Source organism: Nocardia sp. BMG51109 (assembly GCF_000526215.1).
Taxonomy (GTDB): domain Bacteria; phylum Actinomycetota; class Actinomycetes; order Mycobacteriales; family Mycobacteriaceae; genus Nocardia.
Map to the genome: position 1 here is coordinate 5,929,340 of NZ_JAFQ01000004.1, position 23,298 is coordinate 5,952,637.

The window sequence follows — 23,298 nt, forward strand, 5'->3', positions numbered from 1 at the left end:
CCGGCGGGCAGAATGTGGCCATGCGAACATTTGCCAGGATGTTGCAGATTGTCGTGGCCGGGATGGTGGTGCTGGCGGCCGGCCATGCCGTCGCCGAGGTCCCCGCCGCGAACGTCTCGCACAGCGAGCTGCCCTCGCCGACGCCCGAGCCTGAGGGCGTGCAGGCGGTGGGAGCGGCGCTGGCGGACGGCAATACCGGTGCGGTGCGGTGGTCACGGGAGCTGAACACCCCCGTGCCGATGGCCAGCATCACGAAGGTGATGACGGCGCAGGTCGTGCTCGACGCCGGAGATCTCGACCGGAATATCACCGTGCCGCAGGGAATCGTCTCCTACTGCGGCGCCAACAACGGAAGCACGGCGGATCTCGTGCCCGGCGAGGTGCTCACCGGTCGGCAGCTGTTGCATGCGCTGCTGCTGCCCTCCGGCTGCGACGCCGCCTACGCACTCGCCGAGGAGTACGGCCCCGGACAAGACGCCTTCCTCGGGAAGATGAACGACACCGCCCACCGAATGGGTTTGGCGGGAACGCATTTCACCGACCCCAGCGGGTTTCCGATCCCTACCGACTACGCCACCCATTCCACGCCGGCGGATCTCCTGACCCTCGGCCGGCACGCGATGAGCCGTCCGGAGTTCCGCGACATCGTCCGGCTGCCGGTCTACCACCTGCCCGCCGGTCCCGGTAACCGCGATCATCTCTGGGAGACCACGAACCTGCTGCTGGAGAGCTACCGCGGCACGGTAGGTATCAAGACCGGGTCCACCGACGCCGCCGGGACCTGCCTGCTGTTCGAGGCGGTCCGGGCCGGACAGCCACTGATCGGCGTGGTCCTGCACAGCTCACCCGACAGCGACGAAGCCGCGGCCGCCGACGCCGAGCGGATGCTGGACTGGGGCTACGGGCCGATCCTCGGCGCGCTACCGATCAGCTAGTCCCACGCCCCGGCGGGCTCACTCGCCGCCTGCGAAGTTCGGGCGGCGCGCACCGAGCTCGGTCTACACCTCGGCGAGAATGCCTCCGTCTACCCGATAGCGGGCCCCGGTCAGCCAACCGGCTCGGTCGGATACCGGGAATGCGACCAGCTCGGCGGCGTCCTCGGGAGTCCCGGGACGGTTCATCGGAACGCTCGAGCTCACGGCGAGATGTCTCACCGAGTCACCACCGAACTGCGCCGGAGCGACCGGTCCCGCCTGTTCCCTTTCGAGGTCCGTGATCAGCCCCGGACGCCTCGGAAGTACATCTGTACCTGCGGATCCTCGGAGGCCGCCAGCTCCGCTACGGTCCCGGTCCCGAGGATCTGCCCCCTGCCCATGATCACCAGGCGGTCGGCATAGCCGGTCGCAGTCAGCAAGGGGATGTCGTGGGTGATGACGAGGACGGCCGCGCCGGTGTCCGCGTACTCGCGCAGTGATTTCCACACGCCGTGGGCGGTGCCCTGGTCCAGCGAGGCGGTCGGGCTGTCCGCGACCAGGACGTCGGGGGCGGTGAGGAGGGCGGCGGCGACCGCGGCGCGCTGGATCTGGCCGGCCGAGTTCTGCTGGGGCAGGAGATCCATGGCTTCGGACGGGTAATAGGCGGCGGCGCAGGCGTTTTCGACGGTCACCGATCGGTGCCGTTGTGCCAGGTTCCGGAGTTGCTCGCCGACGGTCAGGTCGGGGGTGAAGGCATCTATGCCGTCTTGGGGGACATAGCCGACGGAGCCGTCGGTCAGGACTTCACCGGTGGTGCGGGCCGATTCGGGCAGGCGGCCGGTCAGGGCGTAGGCGATCATCGTCTTGCCGTCGCCGGGCCCGCCGAGCAAGGCGGTGATCTGCCCGGCGGGGACGCTCAGATCCACCTTCGTGAGGACGGTGTCGCGCCAGCGGCCGGTGTCGATGTCGACGGTGAGGGAACGCAGTTCGGCTGTCACGTCTCCAGTGTCCTGGCTACCGCCGGAACGGGCCGGTGACCTCGTAGGTGATGCCGTCGCCGCTCGAGCCCGTGGTGCCGCGCTGCGAGGAGAAGTACAGGCGGTTGCCGGCGGGATTGAATGCCGGGCCGGTGATCTCGGAGCCGTCCGAATCGTGCACTTGCAGAAACGGCGCGACCACACCGCCGGAGATGAGGCAGATCTGCATATCGCCGCCGTCCTCGGCGACGAACAGGTCGCCGTTGGCGGCGCCGGTCACGTTGTCCACGCCCGACAGTTCCGCATCGCCGTCGTAGGCGACCGACAGCCGGTTGTTCGCCGCGTCCAGGGCCCAGACCCGGTTGTCGCCCTTGGTGGTGAACCAGCAGGTGCCGCCGGCGTAATAGCACCCCTCGCCGCCGTGGAAAGTCTTCGACTCCGGGACCTGATGCCGGGTCGGCGCGGTTGCTCCCGATCGATCGGGAACCTCTCGCCAGGAAACGTTTCCGTCGTTTTCGACGAGCACCTCGAGCCGTCCGGCCATCAGCACGGGCCAGACGGCGGGAACGAAACGGTAGAACCGGCCGTCGGGGCGGTCCTCGGTCATGTAGACGACCCGGCGATCGGTGTCGACGGCGCACGCCTCATGGGTGAACAGGCCCATCTCGGGCAGCCGGACCGCCGGCCGCAGGCCCCACGGGTCGGTCTCGAAGACCGCACCGCCCTCCAGTTCCTCGCAGGACAGCCAGGTGTTCCACGGTGTGGCGCCGCCGGCGCAGTTGAGGTTGGTGCCCGACAGCGTACGGTGCGCGCCGAGGATCGCGCCGTCGCCGCCGAACTTGATCGCGCCGACCCCGCCGCTGCCGCTGATCTCGCTGTTGGACACGTAAATCCAGCCGGGACCGTCGGCGAAGCAGGCACCGCCGTCGGGCGCGGGATGCCAGACGTAGCTCGTGCCCGCCACCGGCTGCCCCGACCGCGCGACGATCCGGCTGGTGAACCCCGGGGGCAGCGACACCCCGTTGGCGTCCGGTCCGGCCGGCGCCCCGTACGGCGACTCGCCCGCCGCGGCCCCGGACCGGAAGGCCGCGAGCCACGACGCACCCCCGAACGCCGCGACCGCACCCCCGACACCGCTGACTCGCAGGAAATTTCGACGATCCACCGGGCACCTCCGCAATAGGTCGACTCCGCCCCAGCCGTCCGCAGACGCCGCGGACAGTAGCGCAGCCGCGCCGCCGGCGCCACCCGGCATGCCGATGCCCGGCGCGTTGCGGCCGTCGGCGCATTCGTGCCCCAGCTCGGGCACCTGCGCGAGGCTGTCGTGCGCGAGGTGTTCGGAGCACCGAAATCGTCGGCCCAACCAGGCCGCGAGGTCGACGTGCCGACGCCGCCAGGCGACGACGGCGGCCGTGCCATCGGCTGGGCGGCGGCCCCGTGCCGGGTGTTATCGGGCCGGTGCGACGCTCAGTCGCGGCGGTCCCCAATCCGCGATGCGGACAGGCATCGAATCACCGACTTCCGGGGTCCGGTCCCAGGAATCCTTGTGCAGCAAGCCGTGGATTCCGGGAGCGACCTCGACGAACGCACCGAACGGAACGACCGACACCACGGTCGCTTCGACGACGGCACCCACGCCGTGCTCGTCTTGGAATGCCTGCCATACGGCAAGCGAAACCTCATGCGAGGACATTGATTTCACCTCCTTTCGCAGTCCCTGAGATATTGATGGGGAATGCGTTCGGAGGGCGGACCTCTGGCCCGCGCCGCGCTCACCGCGCGGCCGGGAGCCCTGTCTGTGTGCGGCTTACAGCCGACCCGGCAGTCACGGGTGTAAGAGTAGCAGGGCTGAGGAAGCGCACCGCACTGCCGACGTCGGCTGGGTGCGGGTTCTGTTCGGTGAACCACCGTGCGCGGCAGTCGATTCCGCGTGTCGCCGCTTGGAATCATCCATCCGGGCGGTGCAGACTGTGGTATCGAGAGTGGTGAGAGTGCTGCCCCGGCACGAGGGTCAGGGGCCAGGAGTTAGGGGGAGTGTTATGACCGCGATAGCCAGGTTCGGTGCGATTGCGCTCGACAGCCGGGATCCGCGCGGTCTCGGTCGGTTCTACCGGGCCCTGCTGGATTTCGAAGTGCGGTACGAATCGGACGAGTTGGTCGCGCTGCAGGGTGCGGGGGTGATGCTGACGATCGAGCACGTGGCCGACCACACGCCACCGGACTGGCCAGGCAATGAGGTCCCCAAGCAAATGCACCTCGATCTGTTCGTCACCGATCTCGATACCGCAGAGCGGGCAGCGATCGACTGCGGCGCGGTCAAGGCCGACTTCCAGCCCGCCCCCGATCGTTGGCGAGTCCTCCTCGATCCGTCGGGACACCCCTTCTGCCTCACGGTTCCGGCCGGCGCCCCCGAGTGATGCTCGCAGGAACGCCATTTGCTGTGGCTGGTTGCGCGAGTTACCAGCGGATGTCGCCTCTCGGCGCAATGATGGACCGGGCGGTCCACTATAGGTAGCCTGGGTGCATGCCGCGTCCACGCCAGTTCGATGAAGAGCGCGTCCTGGCGGCCGTGCAGGCGGTGTTCTGGGACAACGGGTACGCAGGCACATCACTCGAAGATCTCCTGGCGGCCAGCGGACTGGGCAAAGGGAGTCTGTACGGGGCGTTCGGGGACAAGCGGAGCTTGTTCCTGCGCGTGCTGCGCGAATACGACGAGGCCAACGACCGGATGCTGCGGACGTGGCTGGAGCAGGCCGACCACGCCATCGACGTGATTCGCGGTTTCGTGACCGGACCCGTCCGCGATCCCGGCGGCGAACAGGCCCGCCGGGGTTGCCTGCTCGCCAATACCGCGATGGAGCTCTCCGTGAGCACCTCCGAGGTGGCGGCCGAGGCTCGGCGCAGCTACGCCGCGACCACTTCTGTGCTGGTCGACGCGATACGGCGAGCGCAGCGCGAGGGCGACATCGCGCCCCATGTCGACCCGGACGGCGCCGCCCATGCGGTGCTGGCGGGTCAGCTCGGACTGATCGTCCTCGGCCGGGTCGGTCAGGATCCGGCCGCCTTGTCGACCATGGCCGAGACCTTGCTCAACGGTCTATTGCCCAAGTCCTGAGCGTTCCGGTGTGGCGTGAGGCACAGCACCGACCGAGTTCTTGACTGAATGGTCCATATCAGGTGTTATGGACGGGCCAGTCAATAACAGGGAAGTGGGAAGCTGCCATGAAGGTTCTGGAGGGCAAGGTCGCGGTCGTGACCGGGGGTAACGCGGGTATCGGGCGGGCGATCGCGCGGGCCTACCTCGACGAGGGTGCCCGGGTGTTCGTCGCCGGCCGTCGCCGGGCGCAACTCGACGAGGTCGAGGCCGAACTCGGTCCCGAGGTGACAGGGGTCCGCTGCGACGTGGGCAGGCTCGAGGACCTCGACGCGCTCTACGCGACGGTCGCCGAGCAGGCGGGCCGGATCGATGTCCTGGTCGCCAACGCCGGGATCGGGATCGTGGCGCCGCTGGGCGAGATCACCGAGGAGCAGTTCGACGCCATGTTCACCACCAACGTCAAGGGCTCGCTGTTCACCGTGCAGAAGGCGCTGCCGCTGCTCTCGCCGGGGGCGTCGATCATCCTCACCGGATCGACGGCGGCCTCGCGGCCCGAGCCGTACCTGCCCGTGTACGGGGCGACCAAGGCCGCGATCCGCAACCTGGTTCGCGGGTTCGCCCACGACGCCGGGGAACGTCAGTACCGGATCAACATGCTCTCCCCCGGCGGTACCCGCACGCAGGGTTTGGTCGACCTGATCTCAGCCGAGACGGTCGCCACCGCTGGGGCGTCGGTTCCACTCGGCCGGTTGGCCGAGCCCGAAGAGATCGCCGCGGCGGCCGTCTTCCTCGCCTCGGATGCGTCCGGCTATGTCAACGGCTCCGAGCTTGCCGTGGACGGCGGCTCCGCACAGATCTGAGCCGCGCAGGCGCACCCCGCCCGCCTTCCTGGACCCCGCCTCGCGTGATTTCTATCCCGACTGGGACCTGTTCGCGCAGATGTGCGTGGGCATCATGCGCGCCGAAGCCGGACGCGACCCGCACGACCGCGGCCTGCAAGACCTCGTCGGCGAATTATCCACCCGCAGTGACACTTTCCGCCGGCTCTGGGGCGCCCACGACGTCCGCACGCACGGCACCGGCACGAAACGCTTCCACCACCCCGAGGTCGGCGAACTGGTCCTCGCCTACGAAGAACTCGCCATCACCGCCGAACCCGGCCTCGTGCTCATGATCTACACGGCCGAACCCGGTTCGCCCAGCGCCGAGCGCCTGAGAATCCTGGCCTCCTGGGCGGACTCCCGCTACGACACACCACCACAACGAACCTGACGGCGGATCGGCAGCCGCATCCCCCATGCGTCGAAGGCATCCTCGACTACTGGGTCCGGTTGAGCGGCAACCGAATCCGCCGGTCAGCGGCCTGGCGATGCGCCTCCCTCACTGGTCGTAGTCCACCGTGATCGACTCCGTGTCCGGAACCGCCTGGCACGTCAGCACATACCCCTCGTCGAGTTCGTCGTCGGTCAGGGCGTCGTTCTGGCGTAGGGTCGCGCTGCCCTCGGTCACCTTGGCCATGCAGGTGGCGCAGTTGCCCTGTTCGCAGGAGAACGGGGGAGTGAGGCCGGCGCGGCGGGCGCTCTCCAGGAGGGTCTCGCCGTCCTTGCGCGGTACCGACTTCTTCTTGCGGTTCAGCCTGATCGTGACGGTGCCTTGCGCGGGTTCGCCGGATGCCGAGTTACCCGCGGCTCCAGCGCTTTCCGCTGCTCCGGTGTTTCCGGAGGGTTCGGGGCTCGTCGAGGCGGAGGTGTCCGGGACCGGCGCCGCCGCGCCGAACCGCTCGCTGTACACCAGCCCCGGACCGGGCAGCGCCAGCTCCACCATCTCCATGAACTTCTCGGGGCCGCAGAGGTAGTGATCGGCATGCCCGTCGGCGCCCACGAAGTCGCGGATCGCGGTGGCGTCGAGGAAGCCACCGTCGGAGTCCAGGTGCCGGACCACCTCGAGCCGGTCCGGATACTGCTCGGCCAACTCGGTGAGCACCGCCTCGAAGATCATCGAGTCGGCGTCGCGGTCGGCGCACAGCAGCCGGATCCGTCGCTCGGTGGTGGCCAGGGCGCACTTGGTGAGCGACAGGATCGGGGTGATGCCGCTGCCGCCGCTGTATCCGACCAGCGGCACATCGGTCTCGCGCAGGCAGAACCGGCCGGCCGCGGCGCGCGACATCTCCACCTCGTCGCCCTCGGTGACGTTGTCGAGCAGCCAGTTCGACACCTTGCCGCCCGGCACCCGCTTCACGGTCGTCATCAGCTCGGCGTCGGTCTCCGGCGCGCTCGACATCGAATAGGAGCGGAAGAGCGCGGTGCCGTCCACCGGCACCCGGAACGTGCAGAACTGTCCGGCGCGGTACGACACCGGGTCGTCGTGCGGGGCCAGCACGAAGGTGCGGGCGTCGACGCTCTCCTTCACGATCCGGGTCACGGTTGCCAGCTGGAACATCGGGGGTCTCGCCATGAACCGCGTCCTCCTGGTATGTAGATTCTAGTATAGTGAGAATTATATTCTCACCCACGAGACGGGATCTCTCAAATATGTTCTCGAGCACGACGGGTTCCAAACCTGCGTGCCGCGCCTGACTTCCGAGGAGCGCTATGGATGTCCGCCTGAGCAGCGAACAGCGGCAACTGCGCGATGCCGCGGCCAAATTGGCCGATGACCTGGGTCCCGGCTCGGTCGCCGAACTCGACGACGAGGTGCGCCGCACGCGGCTGGAGCGGGCGGTGCAGACCGCGGGCTGGCGCAGCCTGCGGACCGACGGCGCCTCCGGCGTCGAGGTCGCGATCGTGGCCGAGGAGTTCGGCCGCGGGCTGGTCGACGTCGCCTTCCTCGGCCCGGTGCTGGCCGACGGACTGGGCGCCGGGTCCGGCGACGAGCGCACCCGGACGATCGCGATCGGCGAGCGCGCCATCGACGCCCGGGGTAGCGGGCAGGCACTGATCGTGGACGGCGGCCGGATCCTGTCGGTCGCGCTGGGCTGGGTGGTGCCCGGCGCCGACCTCACCCGCCAAACAGCCGCTGTGACAGGCGAACCCGAACCGGTCGGCGAACTGTCGGCCGATGCCGCCACCCGCTGGCACGCGCTCGCCCTCACCACCACGACCGCCGATCTGCTCGGAATCGCCCGCGGCGCACAGGATCTGGCCGTCGACTACGCGAAGGTCCGCGAACAGTACGGCGCCAGCATCGGCTCCTACCAGGCGGTCGCGCATCTGCTCGCCGAGAACCAGGCGCTGATCGAGGGCGCGATCAGCGTGCTGCGGCACGCGGCCTGGGCCGTCGACGAGCTGACACCGGCCGAGGCGCTGGCGGCCGCCCGTGTCGCCAAGGTCTACACCGCCCGGATGGCCCGCACCGTCTGCGAGGCATCGATCCAGGTGCACGGCGGCATCGGCAACACCTGGGAGTGCCTGGCGCACGTCTATCTGCGGCGGGCGCTGGTCTCCACCGAACTGTTCCCCGTCTCGCTGAAGGAGATCGATCTTGGACTTTCGTGATTCCCCGCAGGAGGCCGAGTTCCGTGCGCGCCTGCGCGACTGGCTGGCCGAGACCGCGCACAAGTTCCCGACCTCCGGCGACGAGTATTGGGCGCGCCAGGGCGAATGGCATCAGGCGCTCTACGCGGCCGGGTTCTTCGGCACGTCCTGGCCCGAGGAGTTCGGCGGTCGTAATCTTCCCCCGGTCTACGACGTGATCGTGGACGAGGAACTCGCCATCGCCGGTGCGCCGCCGCGGCCCAGCCTCGGCTATCTCGTGCAGGGCCTGGGCCGGCACGGCAGCAAGGAACTGCAGCAGCGGTTCCTGCCGGGCATGATCAACGGCACCGAGCGCTGGTGCCAGGGCTTCAGCGAGCCGGGTGCGGGATCGGACCTGGCGTCGCTGACGACCACTGCGACCCGCGACGGCGACCACTACGTCATCCACGGCCACAAGATCTGGACCAGCTACTCCGATGTCGCGGACTGGTGCCTGCTGCTGGCCCGCACCGATTCGGATGTGCCTCGGCACAAAGGCATTTCGGCGTTCATCCTCGATATGCACCAGCCCGGGGTCGAGCAGCGGCCGCTGAAGATGATCAGCGGCGTCACCCGCGAGTTCGGCCAGGTGCACTTCGACGGCGCGACGGTGCCCGCCGATCAGCTGATCGGCTCGCCCGGCGACGGCTGGAAGATGGCCATGACCGTCGTCGGCCACGAACGCGAGCCCTCGACGCTGGGCTACTCGGCCCGGTACGCGAAGCTGGTGCGGCAGCTGGCCACCCGGGTCGACGGCCCGCCGCCGGACGATCTGGCGTGGGCGGCGGTGCAGACCGAGATGCTGCGGCTGCATGTGCGGCGGCGGCTGTCCGAGCAACTGGACGGCGTGGTGCACGGCCCCGACGGATCGCTCGACAAACTGCTCATGACCTGGGTGGACCAATCGGTCGGCCACGCGGCCCTGGCCGTCACCGGCACCGCCGACGAGGAACTGCTCGGCAGCTACTTCTACAGCCGCGCGCAGAGCGTCATGGGCGGCACCTCGCAGATCCAGAAGAACATCATCGCCTCCCGCATCCTCGGCCTTGGAGTCTGATATGTACGACCTGCCCGACGAAATCGACGTCCGCTCCGACGGCCCGGTCCGGATCATCACGCTGAACCGGCCCGACGCGCTCAATGCCGTCGACGACAACCTGCACACCGGCCTGGCCCGGCTCTGGCCGCGGCTGAGCGAGGACCGCGACGCGCGCGTCGCGGTGCTGACCGGCGCCGGCAAGGCGTTCTCCGCCGGCGGCGATTTCACCTATCTCGAAGAGCTGAGCCGGGATTCGGACCTGCGCGCCAAGACGATCGCGCACGGCCGCGACATCGTGCTCGGCATGGCGCGGTGCCGGGTGCCGGTGATCGCGGCGGTGAACGGTCCCGCGGTCGGGCTGGGCTGTAGTTTGGTGGCGCTCAGCGATGTCGCCTATATCGCCGAGACCGGGTATCTGAAGGACCCGCACGTTCAGGTGGGCTTGGTCGCCGCCGACGGCGGGCCGCTGACCTGGCCGCTGCACACCAGCCTGCTGCTGGCCAAGGAGTACGCGCTGACCGGGGCGAAGATACCCGCCCAGCGGGCCTGGGAGATGGGGCTGGTCAACCATGTGGTCGCCGACCCGCTGGCCGAGGCGACGGCCTGCGCGAAGCGCATTCTCGAACTGCCCCGGCTGGCGGTGGAGAGCACCAAGCGCCTGCTGAACCTGCAACTGGAGCGCGCGGTGCTGGCGACGCTGGACTACGCGACGACCGCCGAGGACCTCACCTTCCAGTCCGAGGACTTCCGCGCGGTGATCGGCAAGCTCACCGCGGGCAAGGGCTGACGCGGCGGGCAAGGGCTGACGCGCGAAGGTCCCGGGAACCCCGCGTTCCCGGGACCTTTCGCCTGCTCACTTCGGGGGGAAGCGCAGCGCTCCGTCGAGGCGGATGACCTCGCCGTTGAGATAGTCGTTCTCGATGATCGAGGTCGCCAGCTGGGCGTACTCCTCGGAGCGGCCCATGCGCTTCGGGAAGGGCACCTGCGGGGACCAGTAGGCCTCCAGCTTGTCGGCGGCCTGCCCGTAGGCGGGGGTGTTCACGGTGCCGGGGGCGATCGTGACGACGCGGATGCCCAGCGGCGACAGGTCGCGCGCGGCGACCAGGGTCATGCCGACGACGCCGCCCTTGGCCGCCGAGTACGGAATCTGGCCGGTCTGTCCCTCGAAGGCGGCGATCGAGGCGGTGTTCACGATGACGCCGCGCGCACCCTCGTCCAGCGGCTCGGACTTGGCGATCGCGGCGGCCGACAGCCGCAGCACGTTGAATACGGCGATCAGATAGAACTCGATCGTGGTGCGGAAGCCGTCCAGGGCCAGCGGTGAGCCGTCCTTGCCGACCAGCCGGCCGCCGGTCGCGGGGCCGCCGTGGGTGTCGACCGAGATCCGCAGCGGGCCGAGCGATTCCGCCTCGGCGATGGCGGCGAGCACCGAATCCTCGTCGGTGGCGTCGGTGTGCACGTAGCGGATCCCGAGCTCGGATTGCAGCTGTTTGCCCTTGTCGTCGGCGACGTCGGCGACCACGACCTTGGCTCCCGCGGCGTGCAGGCGGCGCACCGTGGCCTCGCCCAGGCCGCCGGTTCCGCCCACCACCAGGGCGGAGCTTCCACTGATTTGCATGTGATAATCCTATCTTGCAACTACGGCTCTCCTATTGAGAAAATAGCATTCTCATCGTGTTCCGCACGAACACCGGAGCGGTCGCCCTGAGATCCTGTCGCCGAATGGAGGCCCGAAATGCCTGAAGCCGTCATCGTGTCCGCGCTGCGGACTCCCATCGGTACCGCACGGAAGGGGACGCTGCGCGATACGAACGCCTTCGATCTGGCCAACCACGTGGTCGGGGCCGCCGCCGAGGGCCTCGACGCCGCGCGCATCGATGACGTGATCCTGGGCGAGGGCCGGTACGGGGGCGGGGTGGTGGCCCGGCACGCGGCCGTGACCGCCGGGCTCACCTCGGTGCCGGGCGCGGCGCTGAACCGGCACTGCGCGGCCGGGATGTCCGCGGTGCAGACGGCCGCCGCCGGGATCCGCGCCGGAATGGACGAGCTGGTGATCGCGGGCGGGGTGAACTCCGATTCCACGGCGCCCCGGCAGCGGTTCCGGGTCGGCGAGGACGAGTGGATTGATCCGTGGGTGTCGCCCAGCCATCCCGACCGTCCCGACGCCCCCGCGATGGACATGTCGATCACCGTCGGCTGGAATGCCGCTGTGCGCGCCGGCCTCTCGCGCGAGGACCTGGACGCCTGGGCGCTGCGCTCGCACAGGAACGCGGTCGCTGCCATTGACGAGGGCCGGTTCAAGGAGGAGATCGTCCCGATCGAGACCCCGCACGGCCTGTTCGACACCGACGAGCATCCGCGCCGCGACACCAGCATGGAGAAGCTGGCCGGGCTGAAGGTGCTGCATCCGGAAATCGAGGGCTTCTCGATCACCGCGGGCAACTCCAGCGGCGCCAACGACGCGGCGGCCGCGCTCGTCGTGGCCAGCGAGCGGGTGGGGCTGGCGCCGCTGGCCTACATCCGGTCGTGGGCGTCGGTGGGTGTCGATCCGGCCGTCACGGGCCTGGCGCCGATCGAGGCGATCACCAAGGCCGTTGCGCGGGCAGGGATCTCGCTGTCGCAGGTCCGGCTGCTCGAGATCAACGAGGCATTCGCCTCGGTGCCGATCGCGACCATCCGGGCGCTCGACCTCGATCCGGATCTGGTGAACGTGAGCGGCAGCGGCTGCTCGCTGGGGCATCCCGTGGCGGCGAGCGGCGCGCGGATGATCGTCACGATGGTGCACGAATTGCGCCGTCGCGGCGGCGGTTTCGGCATCGTGGCGATGTGCGCGGGCGGCGGCATGGGTTCGGCCACCGTGCTCGAGGTGCCCGCTGCGTGAGTGGGGCCAACGGCACGGCGCCCGGCCACGACCCGACCGAACTGCTCGCGCAGGCGCGGGCGGGTTCGGCGCGGGCGACCGGCCGGCTGCTGAGCCTGATCGAGGGGCCGCGGCGCGGCGAGGTGCAGGCGGTGCTCGCGCCGGCGTCGATCCGGGTGATCGGCGTGACGGGCCCGCCGGGTGCGGGTAAATCGACCACCATCGCCGCGCTCGCGGCCGCCTACCGTGAGCGCGGGCTGCGAGTCGCCGTCCTCGCGGTCGACCCGTCCTCGCCCTACAGCGGCGGCGCGCTGCTGGGCGACCGGATCCGGATGGCCCAGCACATCGACGACCCGGGCGTCCTGATCCGGTCGCTGGCCACCCGCGGGCATATGGGCGGCCTGTCCGCCGCGGTCCCCGCCGCCGTCGGCCTGCTCGCGGCCCTCGACTACGGCGTGGTGCTGTTGGAGACCGTGGGCGTGGGCCAGTCCGAGATCGAGATCGCCGCCGTCGCCGACCCCACCCTGGTGATCCTGAATCCCGGTGCGGGAGACGCGGTTCAGGCCGCGAAGGCGGGCCTGCTGGAGGTCGCCGACCTGCTGGTGGTGAACAAGGCCGACCGCGAGGGCGCCGAGCAGACGGTCCGCGACCTGCGGGCCGAATCGGCCGCACCGATCCTCACCCTGATCGCCTCGCGCGGCGAGCGAGTCGCGGAACTGGTCGAGGCGATCGAGGCCCATCACCGCGCGGATACGCCGGAACGGCGGACGGCGCGGGCCCGCGCGCAGATCCTGTCGCTGGCGCAGACCCGGTTGCGCACCCATGCGGAGTTGGACCGTTTGGCCGCGGCGGTCGCGGCCGGCGAGTGCGATGCTTACCACGCGGCCGAACGGCTGCTGCCTTTCTCGCACTGATAGATTCGCCGGCATGTCCAGCTCGGAGGAGAAGACCGTCGGTCTGGCCCTCGTCACCTACCAGAGCGCCGAGGATCTGCCGGGATTCCTGGAAACGCTTCCGGCAGCGGTGGAACCGTACGCGGTCGACGTGGTCGGCATCGACAACGTCTCCACCGACCGCAGTGCCGGCATCGTCGAGGAATTCGGCGGCCGGGTCGTTCGCAACACGCGAAATGTCGGCTTGGCCGCGGCGATCAATCAGGGTGCGGCGGCGACCGGCACGGAATGGATTCTCGTCGCCAACCCCGACACGGTGCTCACGGCAGGCTCGATCGCCTCCCTGATCGATACGGCGAAGGCCGACGCCCGAATCGGCATGATCGGCCCGCGCATCCTGCGGCTGGACGGCACGCCGTACCCGAGCGGGCGCCGGTTCCCGTCCCTGGCGGTCGGCATCGCGCACGCTCTGCTGGGCGGGATCTGGCCGGGCAACCCGGCGACGCGCCGCTATTTCGGCGAGCCCGTCACCGATGTCAGCGATGTGGACTGGATCTCCGGCTGCTGCATGCTGTTTCGCCGCGAGGCGTTCGAGGCGGTGGGCGGCTTCGACGACCGCTACTTCCTCTATTTCGAGGAAACCAAGATGGCTCTCGACATGCACCGTGGCGGCTGGCGGGTCGTCCTCGACCCGAACGCCGAGATCCGCCACCGCGAGGGCGGCAGCATGCGCTCCGCCCCGTTCCGGAAGGTCCGATCCCACCACCGCAGCGCCCTGCGCTTCTACTGCGACTACCACCGGGGATCCCCGTGGATCGTGTTCGCCCCGCTGGTAGCCGCCGGACTGATCGTGCGCGGCCTGGCGGCTGTCGCGCGAACCGCGCTGCTCCAGCGGCTGAAGAACGGTTGACGTCGCCGGTGTCGTAAGCCGTTTGTCGTAACCCGTTGCCGCGAAGCGAGGTTCAGCTATCGGACCGCACGGCCGCCCCGACTCACTGCCAGGCGGCGAGGATGTCTTCCGGCCCCCAGCACATTGCCAGCGGGAGGTCCGGAGCGGTGCCGGAGCGGCTGACGGCGACGAGCGGTGTGTCGAATGCCGTACCGGGAACGGCGAGTAGGCCGCGGGTCAGTTCGTCGTAGTCGTGGCGATCGAAGGGGCGGTCTTCGAGCCATTTGATCGAACCCGCGAATTCGATCGAGCCGGCGACCGGATCGCGGTCGGCGCCGATCAGGTCGATCTCGGGATTGTTCTGGCGATTCCACCATCCGCCGACGGCTTCCACGTGCGGCCATCGATCGTCGGGCAGGAGCCGCTGTAGTGACTCACGAATCAGGGGTTCCACTGCTCGCCCCCGCCACGACGTCCACGTTCGCTCGATTCGAGTCGATGCCAGATCGCCACGCCCGCGTTCGACGAGGGGGATAGCCCGCTCGAGGCAGGCGAGCCAGAAGCGTAGGTAGGAGTCGGCGATGCGGTAGCGCTTGTTCTTGGTGTCCGATTTGGTGGACAGCGGCAAGTCCGTGGCGACGATTCGCGTGGTCTGCAAGGTGTTCAGGATGGGAGTGAGCGTTCCGGCCGGGAGGGCGCCGGTGCCTCCGCTCTGGGCGGCGATGGCGCTGTAGGTGCGTTCGCCGGTGCCGATGGCCTCGAGAACCAGCCGGGAGCGGGAGGATTCGGGGAATTCCCCGAGCAGGGAGAGTTCCCCGGCCACGAGCAGTGGGGAGAGCGGGCTGGTGAGCGTTTCCCGGAGGAATTCGATGCGGCTCCTGCCGGCGCCCCAGGATTGGACGAGTTCGGGGAAACCGCCGGTGATGAGCTGGGCGTCGATCGCCTCGGCCGCGGAGAGTTCGGTGATCTCCTGAACCGCGGCCGGATCCAGCGGTCGCACAGTCATTTTCGTGGCCCGTCCGAAGAAGGGGCGATCGTGGGACTGTAATGCTTCCATCACCGAGAGGTCGCTGCCGACCAGGACGAGCAGGACGGGTTTGGCAGACAGGTGACGGTCCCAGATCGTTTGCAGCGCGCCCTCGAATTCGCGGTCCTGTTCGACCAGCCAGGGCACCTCGTCGATGACGAGCAGGCTGGGGGAGTCGTCGGCGGCCGCGATGGCGGCGGTGCGCAGGGCCTGGTTCCAGTCCGTGGCGGACAGGCCGGCGACCAGGTCGGCGCCGGCGAAGGGCGAGGAAGCGACGGAGGCGACGAAGTCGGCGCGTTCGCCTTCGGGGTTGCGGGCTCGGGTTGCCTGGAACAGGACATACGGGAGTCCGGAGCGATCGCAGAACTCCTGCGCCAGACGGGATTTTCCGACTCGGCGGCGTCCGGCCATGATGACCGCCCGGCCGCGCGCGGAACCGGTGCCGTCCATGACGGCCTTCAGCTGGCCGTCCAGGAGGCGTAGATCATCGGCACGACCCTTGAACTGCATAAACTCCTCCTCCGAGTAAACACTGATCCCATCTTACATAGATTGGATCTATGTTTATGACGCCGATGTTTATGTCATGCGCGGTGTCACAACGCCAGGCGTCACAACATCCGCCGGGGGCCGTGCCTCGAGGCTTTGGGGCGTGTCACAGTTCGGGCTGTGGTCGGGTGAGAGGCCGGGACAAATGGCCGAGGAGATCAACATTGAGGTTCTCGGTGATCGCTACTCTTTCGCGGGGATCACCCGAAGAGAAGATGAGGACCGTGAAAGCGCTTCCCGCAGTTGTAGTTACCCTAGTTGTTGGCATGTTGCTAGTAGGCGGGCAGCCCGCTGCGGCCGAACCGTTGCCGCCCGCACCGTTACCCGGGACCCCGGGGCCCTCCCCGCTCCAGCAGTGGATCGATAACATCATTCCCGCACCACCATTGGCTCCGCCGGCGCCGGCGGAGCCGGCGCCGCAGCACCTCAGCGGTGACGATCGGACCGCACTGTGGAAAGCCGTGCTGTCCTCGCCGACCGGGGATCCGACCTTCGATGCCTGGCCCGACGGTCTCGACGCGATGGATCCGGGGCAGATCACCGAAGTACGCGACGTGACTCCGACGGCGGCCATGCTCATGGCCGTTCCGATTCAGCGCGCGCTGTTGCTGAAGTTCCGGTCCACCACGGCATCGGGGGAGCCGTCGTTCGGGACCGCCACACTGCTCACCCCGGCTGCCCCGTGGGCCGGTCCCGGGCCTCGGCCCGTGGAGGTGAACGCGCTGCCGATCAACTCGCTCGGGACGCACTGCACGCCGGGATTCCAGATGTCGCACGGCATTCTGGAGAAGCCGAGCACCAGTCTCTCGGCGTTCATGCCCTCCATCTGGTGGGCCCTCGGCCAAGGGCACGCGGTGCTCGTTCCCGACCACGAGGGACCGTTGATGGCGTATGCCGAACCGAAGGTCGCCGGCCATGTGATGCTCGATTCCATTCGCGCCACCCGGGCGGTGGACTCGAACCAGTTCGGCGACAGCCACTTCGTGGTCAGCGGCTACTCGGGCGGGGCGATCGCCTCCTACGCGACGGCGATGCTGCTCGACGAGTACGCGCCGGAGCTGGCGGACGTCGTGGCGGGTGCGGCCGCCGGCGGACTGGTCACCGACAACCGAAATGTCGCCCACCAGTTCAACGGGAACATCTCCTCCGGAATCCTCCTGTCCGTAGCGCTGGCGGTGGCGCGCGAACATCCCGAGATGCTGGGCTACACCAACCATCTCGCGCAGTGGGTGGCGACCTCGCCGGTGAAGGACATCTGCGGTGATGCCGACGGACCGCTCGGCATCGTCGGATTCCCGATGGATGTCGCGGCGAATACGGCCAATTCGCTCGACGGGCCGCTCGCCGACGAGATGTTCGGCAAGCTGGACCTCACCGACCGGACATCGGCTGTGCCGCTGTACATCTACCACGGCGCGCACGATCCCTGGATACCGCTCGAGGACGCCCGGCGCATGACCCGGCAGCAATGCGGCCGCGGCGTTCCGGCCGTCTTCCGCGTCGTGCCCGGAGAGCACCTGATCGGATACGCCACCGGCTCACCGGGTCTCGACGATTGGCTCCTCGCGCGGCTGCGTGGCGAACCGGCGCCGAGCGAATGCTGAGGGGCAGGACGGAGCGGATGCGCACGAGGTGAGGCGCTTCTCGTGGTCTCGGGCTGCCGTAATGTCCGGGGGCGCAGCAATGTTCGGGGTCGCTGCCATCTTCGGGAACGCCGCCGGTGTCGAAACCCGGCGGCGTTCCCGTCGATTCGCCGGCCCGCCCTCGTCATAATCGGGCGGGCCGGGCGAAAATGTGTGTCAGGCGCAGTCGTTCGGCGCCGGCTCGCCGCGGAGCCTGGCGTCGATCCAGTCGGTGGCGCCGCCGGCGCCGTTCATCATTGCGGACACGTGTTCGCCCGGCACCGTGCGGAATTGCGCCGTCACGCCGAGACCGCACTGCTGCCCGTACATCTTCCTGGACTCCTCGAGGGGAATCCAGAAATCGTTCGCGCCGTGGTAGATGTACAGTGGCACACCCGATCTGCGGTCGGTCAGGTCCGTCAGCCGCTCGATGTGGCCGGCGATCTCGCTGTCGAGCGGGTGATCGATGCTCGCCGCGACCTCGAGCGGGATGCCTACCGCGCCGAGCGGTCCGTCGGCCTCGCCGCAGATGTTCTTCAGCGGCGAGGTCGCCACCCACTGCGCGAGATTGTTCATGTACTCCAGCATCTCGGGATGTTCGCGCGCGATGGCCAGGGACACCGAGAGGAGGATCCCGGAGGCGGTGCGCCCGTTGAATATCCGCGCGACCGCGCCGTAGTCGGTCACCAGGCCGCCCGCGGCCGCGCCCACCAGCACGCCGGCCAGTTCCGGCGCGTACTCGTCCAGCAGCATCGCCGTCGCGTACGAGGCGATCGCCCCGCCCGAATAGCCGGTGACCGCGAAACGACTGTCGGCGAACTCGTCCGGCGCCGACGACCGGACGGCCCGGATGGCATCGAGGGTCATGTGACCGGCGACGTTCGGTTCGGCATAGGACACCAGCGGTCCCTCGTGATCGGGGATCAGGATGGCATGGCCCTTGTTCAACGCCGCGGCCACGTTCGGCAGGAAGACGTTGATGCCCTTGTTGTCGGGGTCGCCGTGCGCGAGCGTGTAGCCGGGGGTGCAGCGCAGGCCGAGCGCGTTGATCGGCAGCGTATCCACCTCCACCGGCCGCGGATCGGGGCCCTGCCACGCCACGGCGGGAACGAGGAACGTCGCGGTCCCGAACGACGGTGTGCCCGTCGCGGAGGTGGATCGGAACTTCACCAGCTGCGCCCGGGCGATCGGGGCATCGATGAGCGTGGCCGCCGGCGCGGTCACGTCCCGGGTTTCGATGATCTGGCCGGGGCTCATCGCATCCAGGTCGTCGGGCCAGGCGTCGAAGGCCGGATCTCCGACCGGCGACGACAGGACGGATTTCCACAGTGCGGTCTGGTCGTCACCGGTGAGGTGCTGTGGTTCCGGGGCCGTTTGTGGTGGTGGGGTCAGTTGTGGTGCGGGGATGGTGTTCTCGATCCACTCTTGGAGCGGACCGGCAACTCCCGGTAACGGTGCGGGGGTGGGTGATTCGGCCGCGGCGGGTTGTCCGCCTACTAGCAACATGCCAACAACTACGGTAACTACAACTGCGGGAAGCGTTTTCACGGTCCTCGTCTTCTACTCGGGGGGTCCCCCGCGAAAGAGTAGCGACCGTCGATGGGTCTGGTGTTGATCACCCGAGGCATTTTGTCCGTGCCTCTCACCCGGCCGCGGTCGAACTGTGATCGGCTCCAACCGTTGTGACGACGCACGGACGATCGCCGTCGCCGCACCCGCGTCCGTCGATGCGCTCCACCGCTCGGTGCGCCGTCACTCCTGCGGGAGCCGCACCATGGCCTCCTGGGCGTAGGACGCCACCAGACTGCCGTTCTCCGTGAGGATGTCGCCGCGGCCGTAGGCGCGGGCGTGGGCGAGCAGCGGGCTGTGCTGGCGCAGCAGCAGCCACTCGTCGGTGCGGAAGGCGCGGTGGAACCAGAGGGTGTGCGTGGTGACCGCGGACAGAAATACGGTGCCGTTTCCGCGCTGCTCGTAACCCTCGAGGGGGAGCAGCGCGGTGCCGATGAGGGTGAGGTCGGTGGCGTAGGAGACGAGGGCGGGGGCCAGCGCCGGGTCGACCTCGGGAGTACGCATCCAGAACTCGAATTCCGGTGGCGCGCTGCCCGGATCGTCGAGATCCACGGCCGCGCGGGTCTCCCACGGGAGCAGATCCCACTGCACCTTGTGCTCGGCCGAGAGCAGCGCCGACGGGGCCGGGACGGTCTGCACGTCCGGACCCTGCTCTTCGGCGTGCAGCGAGATCGAGGCGGTCGCGACGACACCCTTGGACTGCTCGGCGACCACGGAGACGGTGGCGAACGACCGGCCCGCGTGATGGCGGCGCACCCGGTAGCGGATCGGTTCGTCGGCCTTGCCCTCGCGCACGAAGATCGCGTGCAGGGACTTGATCGACTTGTCCGGCACGGCGGCGGTGGCGGCCCGGACGAACTGGCCGAGCAGCTGGCCGCCGAACACCCGATGATAGGTCAGCCGCAGGTTCCGGCCCTCGAAGCCGGCGTCGGCGTCGTCGGGCGACGGTGCCGCGGACAGGTCGAGGCAATCGACGAGGTCGCTCCACAAATCAGGCATAGGCCGAGTGTAAGTGAAATTCTCGTTCGTGAGAACAGCGTTCTCACGAACGGGTAAAGCCGTGCGCGCAGAATTCCCACGCCTCGGCGGCCGTGAGGGGGTGCTGAGTCTCCTCGTCGGAGGCGCCGGCGGACTGCGCGATGAACATCACGGTCTGCATGAGCATGGCCGACGTGCGCCGCGAGTTCAATTCCGCGCGCAGCTGCCCGGACTCCTTGGCCATATCCATCAGCTCGGTGAACAGCGTCAGCATCGGCACGTGCGCGACCTTGACGTGGCTCGGGTGCGAGATCAGCAGTTGCGGTGCGAAATCGGTGAACAGCGGGCGCCGGGCGGCCGGATCCGGCCGGCACAGTTCGAAGAGCAGCTCGACGGCCACCCGTAACTTCTCCAGCGGCTCCGTCTGGCCGTCGGCGGTGGCGCGCAGCTGATCCGCGGTGCGCGCCAGCGCATCCTCGAACAGCGCGAGCAGCAGCTCGTGCTTACCGTCGAACTGCAGGTAGAAGCTGCGCAGCGACTGTCTCGAGCGGTCCACGACCTCTTGCACCGTGAAGTCCGTGGTTCCCTTCTCGGTGATGATCGCCTGGGCGGCGTCGAGGAACCGCTGCACGCGCTGTTCGGCGCGCAGCTTGGCGGTGCGCAACGAGCGCTCGACGGCCCGCTGCTTCCAGGCGGGTTTCTCGCTGGGGCTGGTCACCGGTGCCTCGGTTCTCGGTTATGGGAAGAGAACATGAATGTACTGTACCGGAGAATGGCAGTTACATGATCGGTTGTCGCCATATCAGTCTCTTCTGTAGAGATTTAGCCTTTCAGATCAGAGAATGTTATTCTCATGCAACATGTGCCGGGGCCGCCGCAACGGCAGGCAGGCTCGGTCCTTCCCGGAGTTGAGGAGTTCGACGTGTACATCCGCTACGAGGCCGCCGATCGGATCGCGACCATCACGCTCGATCGTCCCGAGGCGGCCAACGCGCAGAACTCCGAGCTGCTGGACGAGCTCGACGCCGCGTGGACCCGCGCCGCCGAGGATCCGGACGTGTCGGTGATCGTGCTGCGCGGGGAGGGGAAACACTTCTCGGCCGGGCACGATCTGCGGGCGGGCTCGAAGGAGAAGGTCGACAAGATCACCCTCCAGCTGGTCTACGAGAACGAGGCCCGCCGCTACCTGGAGTACTCGCTGCGCTGGCGCAACATCCCGAAGCCGACCATCGCGGCGGTGCAGGGCCGGTGCATCGCCGGCGGGCTGCTGCTGTGCTGGCCCTGCGATCTGATCGTGGCCGCCGACGACGCGCAGTTCTCCGACCCGGTGGTGCTGATGGGCATCGGCGGGGTCGAATACCACGGCCACACTTGGGAACTCGGGCCACGCAAGGCCAAGGAGATCCTGTTCACCGGGCGCTCGGTGACCGCCGAGGAGGCGCGGCAGGTCGGCATGGTGAACCAGGTGGTGCCGCGCGCCGAGCTCGACGAGCAGACCAGGGCGCTGGCCGCCAAGATCGCGACCATGCCGCCGTTCGGGCTGCGCCAGGCCAAGCGCGCGGTCAACCAGACGCTGGACGTGCAAGGCTTCTATGCCGCCATCCAGTCCGTCTTCGATGTCCACCAGACCGGTCACGGCCATGCGCTGAGCGTGAGCGGCTACCCGATCCTGGCCCAGCTGGACGAGATGAAGTCCCAGTAGATCGGGCGCTGTCGGGGCGATCGTCTGTCGGGTCCACCGGCAGCACCCGTACGGTCCAGTCGTTTCGCGAAGTCGAGACCACATGCCGTGCGGTCCACCGGCGATCCGGGACATGCGCACCCGGCGCCGACGAAGTTCATTCCGAAACGAGGAAATCCATGCGCGATTCCATCCTTCGCCGGGCAGCGGTCGGCTGCTCGGCCGTCGCCGTCGTGGCCCTGGCACTGACCGGCTGCAGCTCGGACGATTCCGACGACGCCGCACCGTCGGCCTCCGCGTCGGCCGCGGCGCCGAGCGCGGCGGCCGGACAGGCCGACGCCGCCACCACGAAGGCCGTCACCGACGTGTACACGGCCTTCTTCGCCGGTGCCACCCCCGCCGACCAGAAGGCCGCGTCGGTGCAGAACGGTGACACGTTCAAGCCGATCCTCGAGGCTCAGGCGAGCAACCCGCAGGCCCAGGGCACCTCGGTGACCGTCTCCGGGGTCAAGTCGACGGGTCCCGACCAGGCCGACGTCACCTACACGCTGCTGGTCGGCGGCAACCCCATGCTCCCCGACCAGACCGGCCAGGCGGTCAAGGAGGGCGGCCAGTGGAAGGTCGCCACCTCGACCTTCTGCGCGCTGCTGGCAATCCAGGGCGGCGCATCCCCGGCCTGCTGAGCCGATCTTCCCGGTCGACGGCCCGGTGCCGCAACGAAATTCGGCACCGGGCCGTCGGTCGTGTCACGTGGTTGCCCGCGTGCAGCGCGAACGGTCCAGTCCTGCAACAAGTTACCCAGCGCTGGTCGAACGTGCCGGGTGCTTCATTTCGCGTGCTCGTGCGGGATTTTCTCGCCTGCTTCGACGGCGAACGGGAGCCGGTTGTCCGCCGGCGCCATCGGGCAGATCGGAAAGTAATCGCTGAACGCGCACGGCAGGTTCGTCGCGCGGTTGAAGTCGAGCAGGACCGTGCCGTCGGCGTCGGGCTCGGGAATCGCCAGTGAGCGGCCCGCACCGTAGGTGGTGACGCCGCTGGTCGCGTCGGCGAAAACGGCGTACATCCCGTTGTCGGATCCGGTGACCAGCAGGGTGTACTCGCCGCCGTCGTGGGTGAACCTGAGCACGCCCGGCGACCGGTAGGTGTGGCTGTCGGTGCCTACCGACTCCAGCGTCAGGGACTGCGCCGAAGCAGTGGGCTCGAACGTGGCCGTGACGGCCCAGCGCGGGTCGGGTGCATAGGTCGGCACGCCGTCGAACCCGGCACGGGCGGGTGTTTCGGACCGGTATCCGACGAGCAGATACCGGTCGCGACAGGTGACGCCGATCTCGATGCCGGCGGCGGAGATCCGGACGTCGTCCGGGGTGGCGCTCAGATCGAGACCGCGGACCGTACTGAAGGATTCGCCGTCGTACGACATCGTCGCACCCTGCGGGTCGACGTAGAGTTCGGTGCCCTGCTGCCACCATCGGCCGGGAAGTCCGGGGAATTCTTGCGGTGCCGGGTCGACCCAGTCGATGGATACCGCGGACAGCCAGCCGAACGGCCGGGACACGAACTGCTCCCAACCGGCGCGCCAAGCACGCCATTCCCTAGCGAATTGCTCCTCGTTGCGGTTCGGCGCAACCGCGGCTTCCTGGTTGTTCGTCATGGTCGAATCGTGCGGCTCGTCCCGCGGAACCGGCAAACAA

The 23,298-nt window shown here is 68.8% G+C and carries 24 protein-coding genes and 1 pseudogene; 14 read left to right on the top strand and 11 right to left on the bottom strand.

Annotated elements, in window-relative coordinates:
- Window positions 1-20 precede the first annotated feature (20 nt).
- A complete protein-coding gene (locus D892_RS0128200) occupies window positions 21-935 on the top strand; it encodes a D-alanyl-D-alanine carboxypeptidase family protein (RefSeq protein ID WP_036567539.1) in 915 nt (304 codons plus the stop codon).
- A 63-nt stretch (window positions 936-998) separates the two neighbouring features.
- On the opposite strand, the gene D892_RS45690 is transcribed toward D892_RS0128200, so the two are convergent.
- From D892_RS45690 to D892_RS0128220, 4 genes are all read right to left on the bottom strand, one after another.
- Window positions 999-1,154 carry an SDR family oxidoreductase gene (locus D892_RS45690; protein WP_369801779.1) on the bottom strand — a complete coding sequence of 52 codons (156 nt, stop codon included), beginning with the start codon at window positions 1,152-1,154 and terminating at the stop codon, window positions 999-1,001.
- 62 nt (window positions 1,155-1,216) lie between these two features.
- Window positions 1,217-1,912: an ATP-binding cassette domain-containing protein gene (locus tag D892_RS0128210; RefSeq protein WP_024804450.1), complete on the bottom strand. Its 696-nt coding sequence runs from the start codon at window positions 1,910-1,912 to the stop codon at window positions 1,217-1,219.
- 16 nt (window positions 1,913-1,928) lie between these two features.
- Complete coding sequence (locus tag D892_RS0128215; protein ID WP_232236190.1) at window positions 1,929-3,200, bottom strand: alkaline phosphatase PhoX; 1,272 nt, start codon at window positions 3,198-3,200, stop codon at window positions 1,929-1,931.
- Between the two features lie 138 nt (window positions 3,201-3,338).
- A complete protein-coding gene (locus D892_RS0128220) occupies window positions 3,339-3,584 on the bottom strand; it encodes a S1 RNA-binding domain-containing protein (RefSeq protein ID WP_024804452.1) in 246 nt (81 codons plus the stop codon).
- Window positions 3,585-3,930: 346 nt separating this feature from the next.
- On the opposite strand from D892_RS0128220, the gene D892_RS0128225 reads away from it, so the two are divergent.
- The 4 genes and pseudogenes from D892_RS0128225 to D892_RS0128240 form a co-directional block, all read left to right on the top strand.
- Window positions 3,931-4,308 (top strand): VOC family protein, encoded by a 378-nt coding sequence (locus D892_RS0128225; protein ID WP_024804453.1) that lies wholly within the window; start codon window positions 3,931-3,933, stop codon window positions 4,306-4,308.
- 107 nt (window positions 4,309-4,415) lie between these two features.
- Entirely contained in the window at window positions 4,416-5,006 is a 591-nt protein-coding gene (locus D892_RS0128230) for a TetR/AcrR family transcriptional regulator (RefSeq protein ID WP_024804454.1), read from the top strand.
- A gap of 107 nt (window positions 5,007-5,113) precedes the next feature.
- On the top strand, window positions 5,114-5,848 hold the full coding sequence (locus tag D892_RS0128235; RefSeq protein WP_024804455.1) for an SDR family NAD(P)-dependent oxidoreductase: 735 nt from the start codon (window positions 5,114-5,116) through the stop codon (window positions 5,846-5,848).
- Window positions 5,849-5,873: 25 nt separating this feature from the next.
- Window positions 5,874-6,260, top strand: a pseudogene (locus D892_RS0128240) (transcriptional regulator); the annotation flags it as partial.
- Between the two features lie 108 nt (window positions 6,261-6,368).
- Here D892_RS0128240 and D892_RS0128245 read toward each other — a convergent pair.
- Window positions 6,369-7,442: a ferredoxin--NADP reductase gene (locus D892_RS0128245; protein WP_024804457.1), complete on the bottom strand. Its 1,074-nt coding sequence runs from the start codon at window positions 7,440-7,442 to the stop codon at window positions 6,369-6,371.
- Window positions 7,443-7,579: 137 nt separating this feature from the next.
- Between D892_RS0128245 and D892_RS0128250 the strand changes: the two genes are divergently transcribed.
- The 3 genes from D892_RS0128250 to D892_RS0128260 are packed head-to-tail and all read left to right on the top strand — an operon-like array spanning window position 7,580 to window position 10,326.
- Window positions 7,580-8,482 (top strand): acyl-CoA dehydrogenase family protein, encoded by a 903-nt coding sequence (locus D892_RS0128250; protein WP_024804458.1) that lies wholly within the window; start codon window positions 7,580-7,582, stop codon window positions 8,480-8,482.
- Window positions 8,469-9,557: an acyl-CoA dehydrogenase family protein gene (locus D892_RS0128255; RefSeq protein WP_024804459.1), complete on the top strand. Its 1,089-nt coding sequence runs from the start codon at window positions 8,469-8,471 to the stop codon at window positions 9,555-9,557. The genes D892_RS0128250 and D892_RS0128255 overlap by 14 nt, the downstream gene beginning before the upstream one ends.
- Before the next feature lies 1 nt (window position 9,558).
- Window positions 9,559-10,326 (top strand): enoyl-CoA hydratase/isomerase family protein, encoded by a 768-nt coding sequence (locus tag D892_RS0128260; RefSeq protein WP_024804460.1) that lies wholly within the window; start codon window positions 9,559-9,561, stop codon window positions 10,324-10,326.
- Window positions 10,327-10,392: 66 nt separating this feature from the next.
- Here the strand turns inward: D892_RS0128260 and D892_RS0128265 are convergent, their stop codons facing one another.
- Window positions 10,393-11,157 carry an SDR family NAD(P)-dependent oxidoreductase gene (locus D892_RS0128265; protein WP_024804461.1) on the bottom strand — a complete coding sequence of 255 codons (765 nt, stop codon included), beginning with the start codon at window positions 11,155-11,157 and terminating at the stop codon, window positions 10,393-10,395.
- Window positions 11,158-11,274: 117 nt separating this feature from the next.
- Between D892_RS0128265 and D892_RS0128270 the strand changes: the two genes are divergently transcribed.
- The 3 genes from D892_RS0128270 to D892_RS0128280 are packed head-to-tail and all read left to right on the top strand — an operon-like array spanning window position 11,275 to window position 14,202.
- Entirely contained in the window at window positions 11,275-12,420 is a 1,146-nt protein-coding gene (locus D892_RS0128270) for a thiolase family protein (protein WP_024804462.1), read from the top strand.
- Entirely contained in the window at window positions 12,417-13,313 is an 897-nt protein-coding gene (locus tag D892_RS0128275; RefSeq protein ID WP_024804463.1) for an ArgK/MeaB family GTPase, read from the top strand. Before D892_RS0128270 ends, D892_RS0128275 begins: the two co-directional genes overlap by 4 nt.
- 13 nt (window positions 13,314-13,326) lie before the next feature.
- Entirely contained in the window at window positions 13,327-14,202 is an 876-nt protein-coding gene (locus tag D892_RS0128280) for a glycosyltransferase family 2 protein (protein ID WP_024804464.1), read from the top strand.
- An 82-nt stretch (window positions 14,203-14,284) separates the two neighbouring features.
- Here the strand turns inward: D892_RS0128280 and D892_RS0128285 are convergent, their stop codons facing one another.
- Entirely contained in the window at window positions 14,285-15,718 is a 1,434-nt protein-coding gene (locus tag D892_RS0128285) for an ATP-binding protein (protein WP_024804465.1), read from the bottom strand.
- 500 nt (window positions 15,719-16,218) lie between these two features.
- Between D892_RS0128285 and D892_RS0128290 the strand changes: the two genes are divergently transcribed.
- Window positions 16,219-17,361 carry a lipase family protein gene (locus D892_RS0128290; RefSeq protein ID WP_232236191.1) on the top strand — a complete coding sequence of 381 codons (1,143 nt, stop codon included), beginning with the start codon at window positions 16,219-16,221 and terminating at the stop codon, window positions 17,359-17,361.
- A 195-nt stretch (window positions 17,362-17,556) separates the two neighbouring features.
- Here D892_RS0128290 and D892_RS0128295 read toward each other — a convergent pair whose 3' ends face one another.
- The 3 genes from D892_RS0128295 to D892_RS0128305 form a co-directional block, all read right to left on the bottom strand.
- Entirely contained in the window at window positions 17,557-18,885 is a 1,329-nt protein-coding gene (locus tag D892_RS0128295) for a lipase family protein (protein ID WP_024804467.1), read from the bottom strand.
- 246 nt (window positions 18,886-19,131) lie between these two features.
- Window positions 19,132-19,947: an acyl-CoA thioesterase II gene (locus D892_RS0128300; RefSeq protein WP_024804468.1), complete on the bottom strand. Its 816-nt coding sequence runs from the start codon at window positions 19,945-19,947 to the stop codon at window positions 19,132-19,134.
- Window positions 19,948-19,990: 43 nt separating this feature from the next.
- On the bottom strand, window positions 19,991-20,644 hold the full coding sequence (locus tag D892_RS0128305; RefSeq protein ID WP_024804469.1) for a TetR/AcrR family transcriptional regulator: 654 nt from the start codon (window positions 20,642-20,644) through the stop codon (window positions 19,991-19,993).
- Between the two features lie 204 nt (window positions 20,645-20,848).
- On the opposite strand from D892_RS0128305, the gene D892_RS0128310 reads away from it, so the two are divergent.
- Window positions 20,849-21,628 carry an enoyl-CoA hydratase gene (locus D892_RS0128310; protein WP_024804470.1) on the top strand — a complete coding sequence of 260 codons (780 nt, stop codon included), beginning with the start codon at window positions 20,849-20,851 and terminating at the stop codon, window positions 21,626-21,628.
- A 158-nt stretch (window positions 21,629-21,786) separates the two neighbouring features.
- Window positions 21,787-22,290, top strand: a complete 504-nt coding sequence (locus D892_RS0128315; RefSeq protein ID WP_024804471.1) for a hypothetical protein — start codon at window positions 21,787-21,789, stop codon at window positions 22,288-22,290.
- 143 nt (window positions 22,291-22,433) lie between these two features.
- Here the strand turns inward: D892_RS0128315 and D892_RS0128320 are convergent, their stop codons facing one another.
- The gene (locus tag D892_RS0128320; protein WP_036570095.1) at window positions 22,434-23,258 is read right to left on the bottom strand and encodes a DUF1684 domain-containing protein; all 825 of its coding nucleotides are present in this window, start codon (window positions 23,256-23,258) and stop codon (window positions 22,434-22,436) included.
- Window positions 23,259-23,298: the final 40 nt, after the last annotated feature.